Origin of the sequence: Pseudoxanthomonas sp. UTMC 1351 (assembly GCF_040948865.1) — a bacterium.
Taxonomy (GTDB): domain Bacteria; phylum Pseudomonadota; class Gammaproteobacteria; order Xanthomonadales; family Xanthomonadaceae; genus Pseudoxanthomonas_A.
In genome coordinates, this window is sequence record NZ_JAVGJT010000005.1 from 135,259 (window position 1) to 150,734 (window position 15,476).

The following is a 15,476-nucleotide window of genomic DNA, read 5'->3' on the forward strand; positions in this document are numbered from 1 at the left end:
GATTACTTTTCCGCCTGGATCTGGTCGAACACTCCGCCCTCGGCGAAGTGCGTGGCCTGCGCCTTGGCCCAGGAGCCGAAAACCTGATTGATGGTCACCAACTCGATCTTGGGGAAAATCGCCATATCGGCTGGATCGACCTGCTGCGGATAACGCGGGCGATAGTAATGTCGAGCCGCGATTTTCTGGCCTTCCGGCGAATACAGGTAGTCGAGATAAGCCTGCGCCACTTCGCGCGTGCCGTGCTTGTCCACATTCTTGTCCACCAAGGCTACCGGAGGCTCAGCCAGGATCGATAGCCTGGGAATCACGATTTCGAACTTGTCGGGTCCGAGCTCCTTGACCGACAGGATTGCCTCGTTTTCCCACGCCAGCAGCACGTCGCCGGTGCCGTGCTGCACGAAGGTGGTGGTCGCACCGCGCGCACCGGTATCCAGCACCGGAACGTTGCGGAACAGTGCACGCACCATGTTGCGTGTCTTGGCTTCGTCGCCTTTGAATATCTTCAGGCCATAGGCCCACGCCGCCAGATAGTTCCAACGCGCACCGCCGGAAGTTTTCGGATTCGGCGTAATCACCGACACACCGGAACGCAACAGGTCGGGCCAATCCTTTATCTTTTTCGGATTGCCCTTGCGCACCAGAAACACAATGGTGGAGGTATAGGGCGAACTGTTCTCGGGCAGGCGCTTTTGCCAGTCGGCAGGAAGCAACTTGGAACGCCCGGCAATGGAGTCGATGTCATAAGCCAGCGCCAACGTCACCATGTCGGCTTCCAATCCATCGATCACCGCACGTGCCTGCTTGCCGGAACCACCATGCGAAGTGTCGACCGTGACCTTGCCGCCGGTCTTCTGCTGCCAACTCTGCGCGAAGGCGGCGTTGATTTCGCGATAGAACTCGCGGGTCGGGTCATACGACACGTTCAACAACTTGGCGTCCCGCGCGTTTGCGCTCGCGGCCAGCGTCAGTCCCAGGGCAACCAGCAAGTTGCGCATGTGGCGGCGAAGGGTCGAGCTATTCATTCAAAACAATCTCCGGTGGATCAGAGCGGGGCGCGATTTCGGCGGCATCAAATTGTTGTTCTCACCGTTCGCGGCCGCTGCAAGGCTAAGTACACGCATACGTCTCATGTACCTGCATACATCATCAGCTACAGGATCCCCAGAAGGCCGCTGCCATGCGGACAGAAAGCACGACAATGGCGATATGCGGCCATTGCCATCGTCTTGTGCGATTTTGTCGGGATCGCGCATTCTCGGCACGTGAAAGCGACGGAAGGTCCGCCAGAGCTTGAGATGCTGCGCACCTGCCTTGTCGCAGAGAAATGACGAAAAGGCCGGTGCTTATGTCTGATTCGCATGACGGCCGGGGACAGGCCGGCAGGAGGTTAAAATGGCCGCTTGTTTCCCGGGCCCAGCCGTCATGTCCATCTCTCCAACCACACCCTCCGTCCTGACCCAGCGTTATGCCGCCGAGTTGGAATCCATCCGCTCCCAGGGCCTGTTCAAGGCCGAACGCATCATCACCAGCCCCCAATCGGCCGAGATTGAACTGGAAGACGGCCGCAAGGTGCTGAACTTCTGCGCCAACAACTATCTGGGCCTGGCCGACCACCCGGACATCATCCAGGCGGCGAAGTCGGCACTGGACACCCACGGATTCGGCATGGCCAGTGTGCGCTTCATCTGCGGCACCCAGGACCTGCACAAGCAGCTGGAAAAAACCATCGCCGACTTCTTTGGAACAGAAGACACCATCCTCTACGCGGCTTGCTTCGACGCCAACGGCGGTCTGTTCGAACCCTTGCTGGACGAGAACGACGCGATCATTTCCGATGCACTGAACCACGCGTCGATCATTGACGGCGTACGTTTGTGCAAGGCCAAGCGCTTCCGGTACGCCAACTGCAACATGGCCGAGCTGGAAGCGCAGCTACAGGCCGCCGATGCCGCCGGCTGCAGAACCAAGTTGATCACGACCGATGGCGTTTTCTCGATGGACGGCTTCATCGCGCCGCTGGACGAGATCACCGCGTTGGCGAAAAAGTACGGCGCGCTGGTTCACATCGACGAATGCCACGCCACCGGCTTCCTGGGTGCCACCGGCCGAGGATCGGCCGAGGTCAAGGGCGTGATGGAGAAGATCGATATCTTCACCGGAACACTGGGCAAGGCCATGGGCGGCGCTCTGGGTGGCTTTACCACCGCGAAAAAGGAAGTCGTGGAACTGTTGCGGCAGCGCTCGCGTCCTTATCTTTTTTCCAACTCGCTACCGCCGCACGTCGTGGCGGCTGGCATCAAGGCCTTCGAGATGCTTTCCTCCGCGGGCGAACTGCGCGAACGGCTCAAGGACAACACACGCCATTTTAGAGAAAAGATGACTGCGGCCGGTTTCGACATCAGGCCTGGCGTGCATCCGATCTGTCCGGTGATGTTGTACGACGCACCGCTGGCGCAGCGTTTCGCCGGACGATTGTTGGAAGAAGGCATCTACGCGACCGGCTTTTTCTATCCGGTGGTGCCGCAGGGACAAGCGCGGATTCGCACCCAGATGTCCGCCGCGCACACTCGTGAGCACCTGGATCATGCCATCGAAACATTCATCAAGATCGGGCATGAGCTCGGTGTTCTGAAGGCATAGAACCGGCCAGCGTGGCCGACGCATGCCAAGTAGCTCGGCCCCACGCGGCCGACGCATGCCGTGTCAGGCAAACCTTGCGTCGGGGCGTGGCCCCGACCTAAAAGTCTGAGCTTTGGCTTTGGCGGTATTCAGATCGATCGCGCAGAACCAGCGACTCGGCTTCGCTGGCACTCAGCCACCGCCACTGACCTTTTGGTAGATCGCCCAATTCCAGGCCACCTATTGCAGTGCGCAGCAACCGCAGCACGCCGATGTCGAGCGCCGAAAGCAACCGGCGGATCTGCCGATTGCGACCTTCATCCAGAACGATTTCCAGCCAGGCGTTCTTTTCTCCCTGGCGTAACAGGCGCACCGATTTTGCCGCAAGCGTCTGTCCTTCCGACACCATGCCTGACACCATGGCAGCAAGCGATGAAGCATCCGGGATACAGTTGATCTGTACGTGGTATGTCTTGTCGGGTCCGGTATCTGGATCAGTGACATGCGCGGCCCACTCAGGATCGTTGCTGAAAAGCAGCAGTCCTTCGCTTGCTTTGTCCAGCCGGCCCACGGGGGCGAGCCAGGGCAATGCCGCGCCGCCTTCCAGACAGCGGTAAACGGTATCGCGGCCATGCTCGTCGCTCACTGTCGTTACCACGCCGCGAGGTTTGTTGAGCATCAAATAGCAGCGTTGGCTTACACCGATGGGCTTGCCGTCCACGGTAATCCGCGGCCTATCCTTGGCGATGGGAAACTCGGGGTCGCGAATCACCCGTCCTTCCACGGCGACGCGGCCCGCCGCAATCCAACGAGCGGCTTCCGTTCGCGAGCACAAGCCTTGCTTCGAAAGCACGCGCGCCAAGCCATGCCGCGGAGCGGAGGAAGAGGATTTCGATTCCATGCTGTCGCCGACCGATGCGCCGCGGTTGCACCGCACCTTTGATCGGCGCGAGGGAAAAGGCTCCCGAAATGCGGGAGCCTTCGCTTTACTTGGTTTTCTCGACGACCGGCACTGCCGCGGGAACCGCCGCGGGCGCTGCACCCTTGGCCACGCGAACACCACGCGATTTCATCCAGGCATCGAATTCTTCGGCGGTCATCCGCTTGCCGTTCTGATTCATATCGAAACGCCAAGGCGTGTTGTCGAACTCGGTCTTGGGCTTATAAGCCGCTGCACTGCTGGCGCCGGCCGCTGCAGCCGAAATCGCCGCCGGCAGCGCTTTGGCGACATTCTGGCAACCTTCGATACGCAAACGCAGCAAAACGCGATCCACCGACAACGCTTCGTCGAACGCATGCGCCAAGACGCCACTAGGCGCGCCCAGCTGCGTTGCGTTGGCAACAAACTCCGGGGCAACCGGGGCGGCCACGGAACGGGATGGTAGCGGCGGCTGCACCAAGTTCCCTGTGCAGTTAGGTGCGGCATGCAAGGCCGGAGCCGCAATGCTGATCAGACTGGCGAAAACGATACGGCGCATTGGCGTGGCCCTGCATGAAGTTCGGCGATGAGTGTATGAAGCAGCGTTGCCAATATCAAGAAATCAACGCCTTTTCCGCCAAGCGGCAAAGAATATTGGAACGAACCGCACTAGGACGTGCCATCGATTGAGTCGCCAGGCGCTGCGCCACCCTCACCGTCCGGCGGACGTACTGCTCGATGCGGGTGGTATTCAATGGATGACGTGTCCTAGCCCTATTCATCCCATTCACCGCTCCCAAAAGCACGAAGCCCGGCACTAGGCCGGGCTTCGGTATTGCTTTGCGATTGAAGCGTCCGATTAGTTCTGGACGTTCAATTCCGTACGACGGTTACGAGCACGGCCTTCAGCGGTGTCGTTGGTGTCGATCGGGCGGCTCTCGCCGTAGCCGTTCGGGCCAACCAGACGCGAAGCGTCCACACCATTGCTGGTCAGGTAGTCGTACACGGTCTTGGCACGACGCTCCGACAGACCCTGGTTGTAGGCATCGGTACCGACGGAGTCGGTGTGACCGGCGACTTCAACTTTCAGGTCAGGATAACGCTTCAGGATTTCGGTAGCTTCGCTCAGGATGGAGACCGCGTCCGGACGCAGCGTCGACTTGTCGAAGTCGAAGTTCACGCCCTTCAGGTCGATCGACACCGGTACCGGGCAGCCGTCCGGACCAATGGTCTGGCCAGCCTGCGAACCGGGGCACTTGTCGTCGCAGTTGTTCACGCCGTCGCCGTCATCGTCCATGTCGGCGCAGGTGTTGACGGGAGCCGGGGGAGCCGGCGGCGGCGGCGGAGCAGCAGCGGCGCCCAACGGGATGATCACACCAACCGACGCGAGTACGTCGCCGAACCAGCTTTCATCGGGAGCGGCAACGCTCTGGTCGTTGAAGTCGGCACGGTAGGCGAGCTCAGCACGCACACCAACGCGCTTTTCAAGCGTGGTCTGCAGACCAACACCGACCTTGGCGGCAAAGTTGCCGTCTTCAGCCTGACCCGGGGAATCCGGGCTCGGGAAAGCATCGAACTCTTCTTCCGAACGCTGGTAACCCAGGCCGGCCAGCAGGTAAGGATTCCAACCACGGCCTTCAGTGACGAAGTGGCGACGCAGATCGAACGAGATGCCGTACTGGCTCCAGTTCATATCGCGGTTGTCTTCGAACTTCGGGTTCTGATAGTTCAACTCACCATCGATGGACCAGTTCGGGCTGATGAACTTGCCGAGGCCCAGGCCGACAAACGGTGCATTGCGGGTTCCGCGCTGATCGTCTTGCAGGTTGAAACCGGTAGAACCGGTCAGGTACCAACGGTCGTCGAACTCCTGAGCGGAAGCGGCCTGCGCCACGCCCAGACCGCACAACATGGCGGCACAGAGAAGTTTCTTGTTCATTTGCTGCTCCTTGTAAAAATTCAGTTATAGAGAACCGAAGTACGTACGTTACTTGCGTGGTTCCAGCTTTCTTATTGTCGAGACGGCTGTATCCGACGCCATCCTGAACAGATTATGCTGCAATAAGTGAAGACTGTGTTAACGGGACCCTAACAAGTACGGAAAACGTTAAGAACCCGCCTCATTCGCCAGCTTGGTATAGAGCCATGAAATCCTGTACTGACATTGCGTCGAACCGGGCCGGATCGGCGGCTGCAGCCAGTATCTGGTCCACCTGCCCCGTCGGAAGATGCGCCCGCAGGGCGGCCTCGCATTTGGCCATTAGTACCGGAATGCCCTCCGCACGACGCTTACGATGGCCAATGGGATAGTCCACCAAAATCCTGTCGGTCGAGCTGCCGTCCTTGAAGAACACTTGCAAGGCGTTACCGATATAGCGTTTGTCGGGATCGAAATAGTCGCGGGTGAACTGCGGATTTTCCTTGACCTCCATCACGCCACGCAATGCATCGATTCGCGGATCTGCGGCCACAGTGTCGGAGTAGTCCTCCGCGGTCAAGCGTCCGAAGATCAGCGGCACCGCCACCATGTATTGAATGCAGTGGTCCCGGTCGGCGTAATTGGCCAACGGACCGGTCTTGTCGATGATGCGAACCCCGGCTTCCTGGGTTTCGATGACAATCTTCTCGATCTGGTCCAACCGGTCCCGAACCTGCGGGTGCAGCGTCATGGCGCACTCCACGGCCGTCTGGGCGTGGAACTCGGCCGGGAAGCTGATCTTGAACAGCACGTTCTCCATGACGTAGCTGCCGAACGGGCGTTCGAACTGGAACGGCTTGCCTTTGAAGGCGATATCGTAGAAGCCCCAGGTCGGTACGCTCAATGCGCTGGGATAGCCCACCTCGCCATTGACCGCATTCAAGGCATGGATGACCGCTCGTCGGCAGGCATCGCCGGCGGCCCAGCTCTTGCGCGGACCGGTATTGGGCGCATGGCGGTAGGTGCGCAGCACGCCGTTATCGATCCAGCTGTGCGAAACGGCATTGATGATCTGTTCCTTGTCGCCACCCAGCATGTGCGTGGCCACGGCGGTGGAAGCCAGACGTACCAGGATGACGTGATCCAGGCCTACCCGGTTGAACGAGTTCAAAAGCGCGTAGCCGCCTTGAATCTCGTGAGCCTTGATCGCGTAAGTGAGCACGTCGCGCACGGTTAGCGGCTGGCCGCCATCGCGCACGGCACGGCGGCTGAGGTAATCGGCGACCGAAAGAATGGTGCCCAGGTTGTCCGACGGATGGCCCCACTCGGCGGCTAGCCAAGTGTCATTGAAGTCCAGCCAGCGAATTTGTGCGCCGATGGCGAACGCACCCTGTACCGGATCCAGTTCGTGGGTCGTGCCAGGTACGCGAACGCCGCCGGGCATGGTGGCGCCCGGCACGACCGGTCCGAGGTGCTTCACGCAATCGGGGAACTTCATCGCCAGCATGGCGCAAGCCAACGAGTCCAGCAGCATGTAGCGGGCGGTGTCGTAAGCCTCCTGCGAATCGATCCGGTAGTCGGCGACGTAGTCGGCGACATCGACCATCGGCTGGTCGGGATTAGGGCGGGTGGCGGATCGGATGTCGTGGTGGCTCATTGAAAGACTCTGCAGGAAAAATCCGCGCTATTTTGCCAGACCGCCATGTTTGCCGTGAGCATCGCGGCCGGCAGACGGCCAAGCGAGCCGTTGCGGCAGTGCAACACATCGAATCGTGGGCGGCACTTGGCGCAGTCGGCATCGGCACAATGCTTTAGGCATGCCCACCATCCTTCCCGCTCTATTCGTCTCCCACGGTTCGCCGATGCTGGCCGTTGAGGATTCCGCCACAGCTCGCTTCCTGGACCAGTTGGGGACGCAGTTGCCGCTGCCCGTGGCTATCGTCATCGCCTCCGCTCACTTCACTGCGGCAACTCCCACCGTGACCTCAGCGCCAGCACCGGCAACGATTCACGACTTCGGAGGTTTTCCTGCGCCGCTGTACGACATCGAATATCGCGCTCCAGGTGCGCCTGAGCTTGCCAAGCGCATTGTGCGGATGTTGACCGCTGCCGGCTTCGACGCACGTCAGGACGATCGCATCGGTATCGACCATGGCGCCTGGGTGCCGCTTCGCCGCATGTTTCCGCACGCCGATGTTCCTGTGGTCGCCTTGTCGGTGAATCCGCAAAGCGACGCCGAATGGCATTACCGCATCGGGCGCACGCTGGCGCCGTTGCGAAAAGAAGGGGTGCTGGTGATCGGATCCGGTGGCTTCTCGCACAACTTGCGTGCGCTGGATTGGGGTCGCACGGATGCTCCGGCGTTCTCCTGGATGGCGGCGTTCACCGATGCGTTGCGCGACAGACTGATCGCTGGCGATATCGCAGGTGCGCTGAATTGGCTGGCGTTGCCCGAAGCGCTGCGCAATCATCCTACGCCGGAGCATCTTTATCCCTTGTATGTGGCCTTGGGTGCGGGTGGCGATGGCGCGCGTGGTCGACTGTTGCATCGCGATGTCGAGCTTGGTGGGTTGGCGATGGATGCTTTTGCTTTTGAGTGAGGCGGATGTTTGCTTTACGTAGAGCGGAGCTTGCTCCGCTGCTTCTTCTCTGGACCTGCTCCGCAAAAAGCAAATCCCCCTCAATCCCCCTTTAAAAAGGGGGAGGTTTCTTCTTTTATAGAGGGAAAAGGAGAGGAGATTCCTTCTCGAAGAAAGCGCTCGGCAACGCGACTGGCGCTTAGCTGTCAGAACCGCAATCCACGCTCCCAAGGCGGGTCGTCTCCAAACTCATCGGTCAGCAAATCGATAAAAGCGCGTACCCGCGGCGGCACCAGTCGCCGCTGAGGCATGACCGCGCTGATGGCGGTAGTCGCCGGCGGGTAATCCGGCAATACGATTTCCAATCGCCCCGCCCGCAGATCGTCGGCGATATGCCAGAGCGAATGGACCACGACCCCTTCACCCGCCAACGAAGCATCGCGCAACACTTCGCCGAAGTTGCTTTCGAAGCGCCCCTGCACGCGCACGGCGATCTCCTGGCCATCGGGTGCTTGCAGCCGCCAAACGTCCTGCCGGCCGTTGCTGCCGAACAACAACAAGCAATCATGTGCGGTCAAATCTTCGGGCACCCGCGGCCGGCCGCGGCGACGCAAGTAATCCGGCGATGCGCATAGCACCCGGCGATTGGATGCGATGCGGCGCGCGACCAACCCGGAATCCTCCAGCGCGCCGATACGGATCGCCAAGTCGAAGCCTTCGCTGACCAGATCCACCACGTTGTCGCTCAAATGCGCGCTCAGTCGCAGCTTGGGATGTTGCGCCAGGAAACTGGGCAGCAATGGCGAGACATATTGGCGGCCGAAGGACGCCGACATCGTCACTCGCAGAATCCCTGCCACTTCATTGCCCGCTTCCCGCAATCCGGCGCCCAGCGATTCCAGGTCCTCCACCAGCACTCTGCCCTGCTGGGCCAAAGCCGCGCCCTCTGGCGTGGGATGTAGCCGGCGGGTGGTCCGGTGCAGCAGGCGGACGCCCAATTCTTTCTCCAGCCGCTTCAAACGTTGACTGGCGACGGCGACCGACAGATCCAAGCTGCGGGCAGCGGCAGTGATCGAGCCAAGGTCGATGACACGCAGGAACAGGGTCAAGTCGCCAACACGATCCATGATTATCAATATTTTATTGAAAGTGATTAGCCATATTCGCTGTTTTTGGCAGGCAGCGAAAGTCCCAAGCTGCCCGCCTCCTCCAGTTGCCGGGACCGCTCGTGAACTCCATTCCCTCCAAGTCACGCTTGCCAATCGCGCTATACGCGCTGACCGCCGGCGCCTTCGGCATCGGCACCACCGAGTTCGTCATCATGGGCCTGTTGATGCAGGTCGCCGCCGACCTGCAGGTCACCATCGCGGCCGCCGGGCTGTTGATTTCCGGCTATGCGCTGGGCGTGTTCGTTGGTGCACCGCTGCTGACCGCAGCCACCAGCCGGATGCCGCGCAAGGCGGTGCTGGTGGCCCTGATGGTCATCTTCACGTTGGGCAACCTGGCCTGCGCTATTGCGCCGAACTACACCTCGCTGATGATCGCGCGCGTGATCACATCACTGGCGCATGGCACTTTCTTCGGCGTCGGTGCCGTGGTGGCGACCGGCCTGGTCGCCGAAGACCGCAAGGCCTCGGCGATCTCCATCATGTTTACCGGCTTGACGGTGGCGACGCTGCTGGGAGTGCCTGCTGGGGCCTGGCTGGGACTGCAGCTCGGCTGGCGCGCGACCTTCTGGGCCGTGACGGCCATCGGCGTGATCGCCACCATCGTCATCGCCTCACTGGTGCCTGCCGATCGCAGCGACGCGCCATCGATCGCTTTCCGCGAGGAACTTAAGGCCATCGCCCGCCCGCAGGTGCTGCTGGGCCTGTTGATGACGGTGCTGGGCTTCGGCGGCATGTTCACCGTGTACACCTACATCCAACCGCTGCTCACTCAGGTCACCGGATTCTCCGAAAGCGCGGTCTCACCCATCCTGCTGATGTTCGGCGTCGGCATGATCCTAGGCAATCTGTTGGGCGGCCGGTTCGCCGACAAGCGATTGGTGCCGGCGCTGCTGGGCACGTTGCTCGCGCTGGCCGCCGTAATGGGATTGATGACCTTCGTGCTGCACAGCCGCTGGGCCATGGTGCTGTTCGTTGCTTTGTTGGGTGCTGCGGCGTTCGCCACGGTGTCGCCGCTGCAGCTGTGGGTGCTGCAGAAAGCCGGTGGTGCGCAAAGCCTGGCATCCAGCCTGAATATCGGTGCATTCAACCTGGGCAATGCGCTTGGCGCTTGGCTCGGCGGTGTGGTGATCACGCACAGCGCGGGACTTACCGCGTTGACCTGGATCGCGGCGTTGGTACCTGCATCGGCGTTCCTGGTTGCTTTGTGGAGCATTGCGCTGGAACGCAAACAAGAACGCACCGCGTTGATCGAACAGGCCGAATGCGCCTGATCAAAACCACCTTTCTTTTTCTTCAGGAATACGCCATGGAATTCCGCTTTCTCGGCAACTCAGGATTCAAGGTTTCCGCGCTCGGCTTCGGCGCCGGCACCTTCGGCGGCAAAGGGCCACTATTCAGCGCATGGGGCAATACTGAAGCGGCGGAAGCGCGCCGCATGATCGACCTCAGCCTGGATGCCGGGCTCAACTTCTTCGATACCGCCGATGTCTATTCCGACGGTGCGTCGGAATCGATCTTGGGTACCGCCATCCAGGGTAAACGCGACCAAGTCATTCTTTCCAGCAAGACTGGGTTGCGCTTGGGCGATGGTCCGAATGACGCCGGCACCTCTCGCTTTCGTTTGCTGAAAGCGGTGGATGCGTCGCTGAAACGACTGGGAACCGATTACTTGGATCTATTGCAGTTGCACGCTTTCGATGCGCTGACGCCGATCGAGGAAACCCTGTCGACGCTTGAGGATCTGGTGCGCGCGGGAAAGGTGCGCTATCTGGGCGTATCTAACTTTTCCGGATGGCAGTTGATGAAGTCGCTGGGGATCGCCGGTCAGCGCGGCTACACGCGCTATGTGGCCAACCAGACCTACTATTCGTTGATTGGTCGCGACTACGAATGGGAGCTGATGCCGCTGGGCATCGATCAGGGTGTCGGTGCGGTGGTGTGGAGCCCGCTGGGATGGGGGCGATTGACCGGGAAAATACGCCGCGGCCAGCCGCTGCCGGCTACCAGCCGCCTTCATGACACCGCTGATATCGGACCGCCTGTGGATGACGAACGCCTTTTCCGCATCATCGAAGCCATGGATGTCATCGCCGAAGAGACTGGCAAAACTATTCCGCAGATCGCCATCAACTGGTTGCTTCAGCGCCCGACGGTGTCGACCGTGCTGATCGGGGTGCGCAACGAAGAACAGCTCAAGCAAAACCTCGGTGCCGTCGGCTGGAATCTCAACGCCGACCAGATGCAACGATTGGATGCCGCCAGCCGTGTCGAGGCGCCCTACCCTTACTATCCTTACTGGCGCGGGCAGTTCTCCGAACGCAGTCCGCTACCTGTTTGATTCTTTTGTTCCCGGAGTTGCCATGAAAGCCGTCGGACTTACCCGTTATCTCCCCATTGACGATCCGCAATCGCTGATCGATCTCGAGCTTCCCAAGCCCACAGCAAGCGGATACGACCTGCTGGTGCGTGTCGAAGCCGTGTCGGTCAATCCGGTGGATACCAAGATTCGCTCGCCCAAGCCGCAGGAGGAATCGCAGCCCAAGGTGCTGGGCTACGACGCCGCCGGCGTGGTGGAGGCTGTCGGCGAGCAGGTAACGCTGTTCCAGCCGGGCGACGAGGTGTACTACGCGGGCGACATCACCCGCAGCGGCACCAACGCGCAGTTCCATCTGGTGGACGAACGCATTGTCGGCCGCAAGCCGATCACATTGGATTTCGCCCAGGCCGCGGCGCTGCCGCTAACCACGATCACGGCCTGGGAGCTGTTGTTCCATCGCATGCCGTATTCGATCGACGCGGAGCACAACGACCGCAGTTTGCTGATCATTGCGGGTGCGGGCGGCGTGGGTTCGATCGCGATCCAGTTGGCGCGCCGGGCTGGCTTCACCGTCATCGCCACCGCTTCGCGGCCGGAAACGGTCGATTGGTGCAAGGCGATGGGCGCTCAACACGTGATCGATCACGGACAGCCGTTGTCGCCGCAGTTGGCAGCATTGGGCTATTTGCAGGTGGACGCCGTGCTTAATCTGGCCAGCACCGATCGTTACTGGGATGCCATCGGCGAAATCATCGCGCCGCTGGGCCATGTGGGACTAATCGTGGAGCCCGCCGTCGCATTGAAAATAGGCGATCCATACAAAGCCAAGAGCGTCGGTCTGCATTGGGAAATGATGTTCGCCCGCCCCCGCTTCAAGACCCCGGACATGATCGAACAGCATCGCCTGCTCAACCGCACCGCCAGCTTGATCGATGCTGGCGAACTACGCACCACGCATACTGAAACTGTAGGGCCGATCAGCGCCGCCAACCTGCGGGAAGTACATCGCCGCCTGGAATCAGGAACGACTATCGGCAAGCTGGTGTTGGCTGGCTGGTAGTTGCCCGCAGCAATAGCAACGAGAAAATCACGATGAGCTTTTCCGCTTGGTCGCTGTTCTGCACGTTATCGCTGGTGACTGCCTTCAGTCCGGGCCCGGCGGTGCTGCTGGCGGTGTCGAATGCCGCAACGCTGGGCATGCGCCGAGCACTGACCAGTTCCGCTGGCAATGCGGTCGGCGTGTTTTTAGTTTCGGCGACGGCGATGCTCGGCCTGGGCGCATTGTTGAAGGCCTCAGCGCTGTGGTTCGGCGCCTTGAAACTCGCTGGCGGCATATCTGATTTATTTGGGTATCCGCCAATGGCGAAGTCGCGTTGTGCTATTCGAACACATGGAGAATGCCGCGCTGGCACCGGCGCAATCTTCGGGCCGCCTCTTCCTGCAAGGCCTGTTGGTGGCCACGACCAATCCAAAGAGCATCCTGTTCTTCACGGCGTTGCTGCCTCAGTTCATGCGGCAGGACGCCCCGATGAAGCGTCAATTCCTGCTACTGACGCTGACATTTGCCGCTTGCACGGTGTTATCGCACCTTTGTTATGTCGCCGTGGCGCGCGGTTTGGGCCGGTGGTTCACCGGAAATCGCGGGCGGTGGTTCAACCGCCTCTCCGGCGCGATGTTCGTGACCCTGGGCCTGGGACTGCTGCGCCTGCGCCGACAAGCTGTCTAACGCGGAGCAGCCGGCTGGCGGAGATTGCTGTAGCGTGCGCTTGTCAGCCGCGACGATTCCGGGCATCGTGCGCTCTCCATACGCAAGCGTATCCAATCCCGCATGACCGTGATCGCGCCCGCCGCTGGCCAGCCCTCCTTGTCGTCCGACATTCCGTCTTCGCACTATCCCCATCTTTTCGCCCCGCTCGATTTGGGTTTCACCCGCATCCGCAATCGCGTGCTGATGGGTTCGATGCATACAGGCCTGGAGGACCGCGCCCGCGACTTCCCTAGGTTGGCCGCCTATTTCGCCGAGCGCGCGGCCGGCGGTGTCGGATTGATCGTGACCGGCGGTTTCTCGCCCAACTTGGTCGGTTGGCTCAAACCCTTTGGCGGCAAGCTGTCATGGCCGTGGGAAGCACGTCCGCACAAATTCGTCACCGGTGCCGTGCACAAGCATGGTGCCAAGATCTGCGCACAACTGCTGCATGCCGGCCGCTACGGCTATCACCCGTTCACCGTCGCGCCTTCCAAGGTGAAAGCGCCGATCAACCCGTTCACGCCACGCGCGCTGTCGGCACGCGGTATCGAGCGGCAGATTTCCGCCTACGCCTATGCAGCGCGACTGGCGCGCGACGCCGGCTACGACGGCGTGGAGATCATGGGTTCGGAAGGCTACTTCATCAACGAGTTCACTGCGCCGCGCACCAATAAGCGCAATGACGCCTGGGGCGGCACTCCGGAAAAGCGCATGCGCTTCGCAGTGGAAATCGTACGCCGTGTACGCGAGGCCTGCGGACCGGATTTCATCATCATCTATCGGTTATCGCTGTTGGACCTGGTGGAAGATGGCAACCAGTGGAACGAGATCGTCGCCCAGGCCAAGGCCGTCGAAGCGGCCGGCGCGACGATCATCAATTCAGGCATCGGTTGGCACGAAGCGCGGGTGCCTACCATCGTCACCTCGGTGCCGCGGGCCGCTTTCGTCGACGTTACCGCCAAGCTAAAGCCGCACACCGCATTGCCGGTCATCGCGACCAACCGCATCAACATGCCGGAGGTGGCGGAAAGCATTCTTGCTGACGGCAAGGCCGACATGGTGTCGCTGGCACGCCCATTGCTGGCTGATCCGGATTGGGCCAACAAAGCACGTGCCGGCAAAAGCCACGCCATCAACACCTGCATCGCCTGCAATCAGGCGTGCCTGGATCATGTCTTCGAAAATAAAAACGCCAGTTGCCTGGTGAATCCGCGCGCCTGCGCCGAAACCGAATTGATCTACGCCAAGACCCACTCGGCCAAACGCATTGCGGTGGTCGGCGCCGGGCCTGCTGGCTTGGCCTGTGCGACCGTCGCGGCGGAACGCGGGCACCGGGTCACGCTGTTCGACGCGGCGAACGAAATCGGCGGGCAGTTCAATTATGCGAAACGGATTCCGGGCAAGGAGGAATTCCACGAAACCCTGCGCTACTTCCGCCACAAGCTGGAGGAAACCGGCGTCGAAGTGAAGCTGGCGACCCACGTGACGGCGGAAGCACTCGGCGGTTTCGATGAAGTCGTGCTGGCTACGGGCATCGTGCCGCGCAAGGTCGATTTCCCGGGTGTCGACCACGCCAAAGTTGTCAGTTACGTGGACGTGCTAAGCGGCAAGGTCCGGATCGGCGCCCGAGCCGCGCTGATCGGCGCGGGCGGCATCGGCTTCGACGTGGCGGAGTATCTGGTGCATGCCGGTGCGGACTCGCACGACGCGCCGCATCCTCAAGAAAAGTCCCGCTGGATGGCCGAATGGGGTGTGGATCCCACCTTCGAGACCCGCGGCAGCCTGGCCCCGCCCCAGCCAGAACCGCCCGCCCGCGAGGTCTGGCTGCTGCAGCGCTCCCCTGGCAAACCCGGTGCCCGCCTGGGCAAGACCACAGGCTGGGTGCACCGGGCCACTTTGAAGGCCAAGCAGGTGAAGATGCTGGGCGGGGTGGAATACCTGGGTGTGGGCGACGCCGGTTTGCGGATCCGAATGGATGGGACCGAGCAGGTGTTGCCAGTGGACCAGGTGGTGATCTGTGCCGGACAGGAGCCGCGTCGCGATCTGCACGCTGCGCTGTTGGCTGCGGGAAAACCCGCCCACCTGATCGGCGGCGCCGATGTGGCTGCCGAGCTGGACGCGAAGAGAGCCATTGCGCAGGGCAGTCGGCTAGCGGCAGTGCTGTAACGCGAGAGCGCTACAGCGCGCGCATCGTCACATTCCTGT

General features: G+C 61.2%; 14 protein-coding genes. 7 read left to right on the forward strand and 7 right to left on the reverse strand.

Going from position 1 to position 15,476, the window contains the following annotated elements:
* Window positions 1-2: 2 nt before the first annotated feature.
* Complete coding sequence (locus AB6O04_RS03665; protein WP_368562403.1) at window positions 3-1,025, reverse strand: sulfate ABC transporter substrate-binding protein; 1,023 nt, start codon at window positions 1,023-1,025, stop codon at window positions 3-5.
* Window positions 1,026-1,425: 400 nt separating this feature from the next.
* Here AB6O04_RS03665 and kbl point away from each other — a divergent pair, with 400 nt between their 5' ends.
* Window positions 1,426-2,643, forward strand: coding sequence for a glycine C-acetyltransferase (gene kbl, locus AB6O04_RS03670; RefSeq protein ID WP_368562405.1), 1,218 nt, complete (start codon window positions 1,426-1,428; stop codon window positions 2,641-2,643).
* A gap of 97 nt (window positions 2,644-2,740) precedes the next feature.
* Here the strand turns inward: kbl and AB6O04_RS03675 are convergent, their stop codons facing one another.
* From AB6O04_RS03675 to AB6O04_RS03690, 4 genes are all read right to left on the reverse strand, one after another.
* Complete coding sequence (locus tag AB6O04_RS03675) at window positions 2,741-3,523, reverse strand: pseudouridine synthase (protein WP_368562407.1); 783 nt, start codon at window positions 3,521-3,523, stop codon at window positions 2,741-2,743.
* A gap of 85 nt (window positions 3,524-3,608) precedes the next feature.
* Window positions 3,609-4,100 carry a hypothetical protein gene (locus tag AB6O04_RS03680; protein WP_368562408.1) on the reverse strand — a complete coding sequence of 164 codons (492 nt, stop codon included), beginning with the start codon at window positions 4,098-4,100 and terminating at the stop codon, window positions 3,609-3,611.
* Window positions 4,101-4,400: 300 nt separating this feature from the next.
* Complete coding sequence (locus AB6O04_RS03685) at window positions 4,401-5,480, reverse strand: OmpA family protein (RefSeq protein WP_368562411.1); 1,080 nt, start codon at window positions 5,478-5,480, stop codon at window positions 4,401-4,403.
* 181 nt (window positions 5,481-5,661) lie between these two features.
* Complete coding sequence (locus AB6O04_RS03690) at window positions 5,662-7,116, reverse strand: bifunctional 2-methylcitrate dehydratase/aconitate hydratase (protein WP_368562413.1); 1,455 nt, start codon at window positions 7,114-7,116, stop codon at window positions 5,662-5,664.
* Between the two features lie 160 nt (window positions 7,117-7,276).
* On the opposite strand from AB6O04_RS03690, the gene AB6O04_RS03695 reads away from it, so the two are divergent.
* On the forward strand, window positions 7,277-8,059 hold the full coding sequence (locus AB6O04_RS03695; protein ID WP_368562414.1) for a dioxygenase: 783 nt from the start codon (window positions 7,277-7,279) through the stop codon (window positions 8,057-8,059).
* A 185-nt stretch (window positions 8,060-8,244) separates the two neighbouring features.
* On the opposite strand, the gene AB6O04_RS03700 is transcribed toward AB6O04_RS03695, so the two are convergent.
* Entirely contained in the window at window positions 8,245-9,165 is a 921-nt protein-coding gene (locus AB6O04_RS03700; RefSeq protein ID WP_368562417.1) for a LysR family transcriptional regulator, read from the reverse strand.
* A 101-nt stretch (window positions 9,166-9,266) separates the two neighbouring features.
* On the opposite strand from AB6O04_RS03700, the gene AB6O04_RS03705 reads away from it, so the two are divergent.
* Genes AB6O04_RS03705 through AB6O04_RS03715 form a run of 3 tightly spaced genes read left to right on the forward strand, consistent with a single transcriptional unit; the run spans window position 9,267 to window position 12,584 of the window.
* Window positions 9,267-10,478 (forward strand): MFS transporter, encoded by a 1,212-nt coding sequence (locus AB6O04_RS03705; RefSeq protein WP_368562420.1) that lies wholly within the window; start codon window positions 9,267-9,269, stop codon window positions 10,476-10,478.
* 35 nt (window positions 10,479-10,513) lie between these two features.
* Window positions 10,514-11,545, forward strand: a complete 1,032-nt coding sequence (locus AB6O04_RS03710) for an aldo/keto reductase (protein WP_368562471.1) — start codon at window positions 10,514-10,516, stop codon at window positions 11,543-11,545.
* A 22-nt stretch (window positions 11,546-11,567) separates the two neighbouring features.
* Window positions 11,568-12,584 carry a zinc-binding alcohol dehydrogenase family protein gene (locus tag AB6O04_RS03715; RefSeq protein WP_368562423.1) on the forward strand — a complete coding sequence of 339 codons (1,017 nt, stop codon included), beginning with the start codon at window positions 11,568-11,570 and terminating at the stop codon, window positions 12,582-12,584.
* On the opposite strand, the gene AB6O04_RS03720 is transcribed toward AB6O04_RS03715, so the two are convergent.
* Entirely contained in the window at window positions 12,553-12,858 is a 306-nt protein-coding gene (locus AB6O04_RS03720) for a hypothetical protein (RefSeq protein ID WP_368562425.1), read from the reverse strand. The two genes, AB6O04_RS03715 and AB6O04_RS03720, sit on opposite strands and share 32 nt — an antisense overlap.
* A gap of 41 nt (window positions 12,859-12,899) precedes the next feature.
* Between AB6O04_RS03720 and AB6O04_RS03725 the strand changes: the two genes are divergently transcribed.
* Window positions 12,900-13,250, forward strand: coding sequence for a LysE family translocator (locus AB6O04_RS03725; RefSeq protein WP_368562428.1), 351 nt, complete (start codon window positions 12,900-12,902; stop codon window positions 13,248-13,250).
* Window positions 13,251-13,361: 111 nt separating this feature from the next.
* On the forward strand, window positions 13,362-15,437 hold the full coding sequence (locus AB6O04_RS03730) for an FAD-dependent oxidoreductase (protein ID WP_368562472.1): 2,076 nt from the start codon (window positions 13,362-13,364) through the stop codon (window positions 15,435-15,437).
* Window positions 15,438-15,476: the final 39 nt, after the last annotated feature.

Bases quoted from the DNA above. Each gene is read 5' to 3' on its own strand.
- AB6O04_RS03665 (WP_368562403.1), bottom strand. From the start codon at position 1,025: ATGAATAGCTCGACCCTTCGCCGCCACATGCGCAACTTGCTGGTTGCC.
- kbl (WP_368562405.1), top strand. From the start codon at position 1,426: ATGTCCATCTCTCCAACCACACCCTCCGTCCTGACCCAGCGTTATGCC.
- AB6O04_RS03675 (WP_368562407.1), bottom strand. From the start codon at position 3,523: ATGGAATCGAAATCCTCTTCCTCCGCTCCGCGGCATGGCTTGGCGCGC.
- AB6O04_RS03680 (WP_368562408.1), bottom strand. From the start codon at position 4,100: ATGCGCCGTATCGTTTTCGCCAGTCTGATCAGCATTGCGGCTCCGGCC.
- AB6O04_RS03685 (WP_368562411.1), bottom strand. From the start codon at position 5,480: ATGAACAAGAAACTTCTCTGTGCCGCCATGTTGTGCGGTCTGGGCGTG.
- AB6O04_RS03690 (WP_368562413.1), bottom strand. From the start codon at position 7,116: ATGAGCCACCACGACATCCGATCCGCCACCCGCCCTAATCCCGACCAG.
- AB6O04_RS03695 (WP_368562414.1), top strand. From the start codon at position 7,277: ATGCCCACCATCCTTCCCGCTCTATTCGTCTCCCACGGTTCGCCGATG.
- AB6O04_RS03700 (WP_368562417.1), bottom strand. From the start codon at position 9,165: ATGGATCGTGTTGGCGACTTGACCCTGTTCCTGCGTGTCATCGACCTT.
- AB6O04_RS03710 (WP_368562471.1), top strand. From the start codon at position 10,514: ATGGAATTCCGCTTTCTCGGCAACTCAGGATTCAAGGTTTCCGCGCTC.
- AB6O04_RS03715 (WP_368562423.1), top strand. From the start codon at position 11,568: ATGAAAGCCGTCGGACTTACCCGTTATCTCCCCATTGACGATCCGCAA.
- AB6O04_RS03720 (WP_368562425.1), bottom strand. From the start codon at position 12,858: ATGCCGCCAGCGAGTTTCAAGGCGCCGAACCACAGCGCTGAGGCCTTC.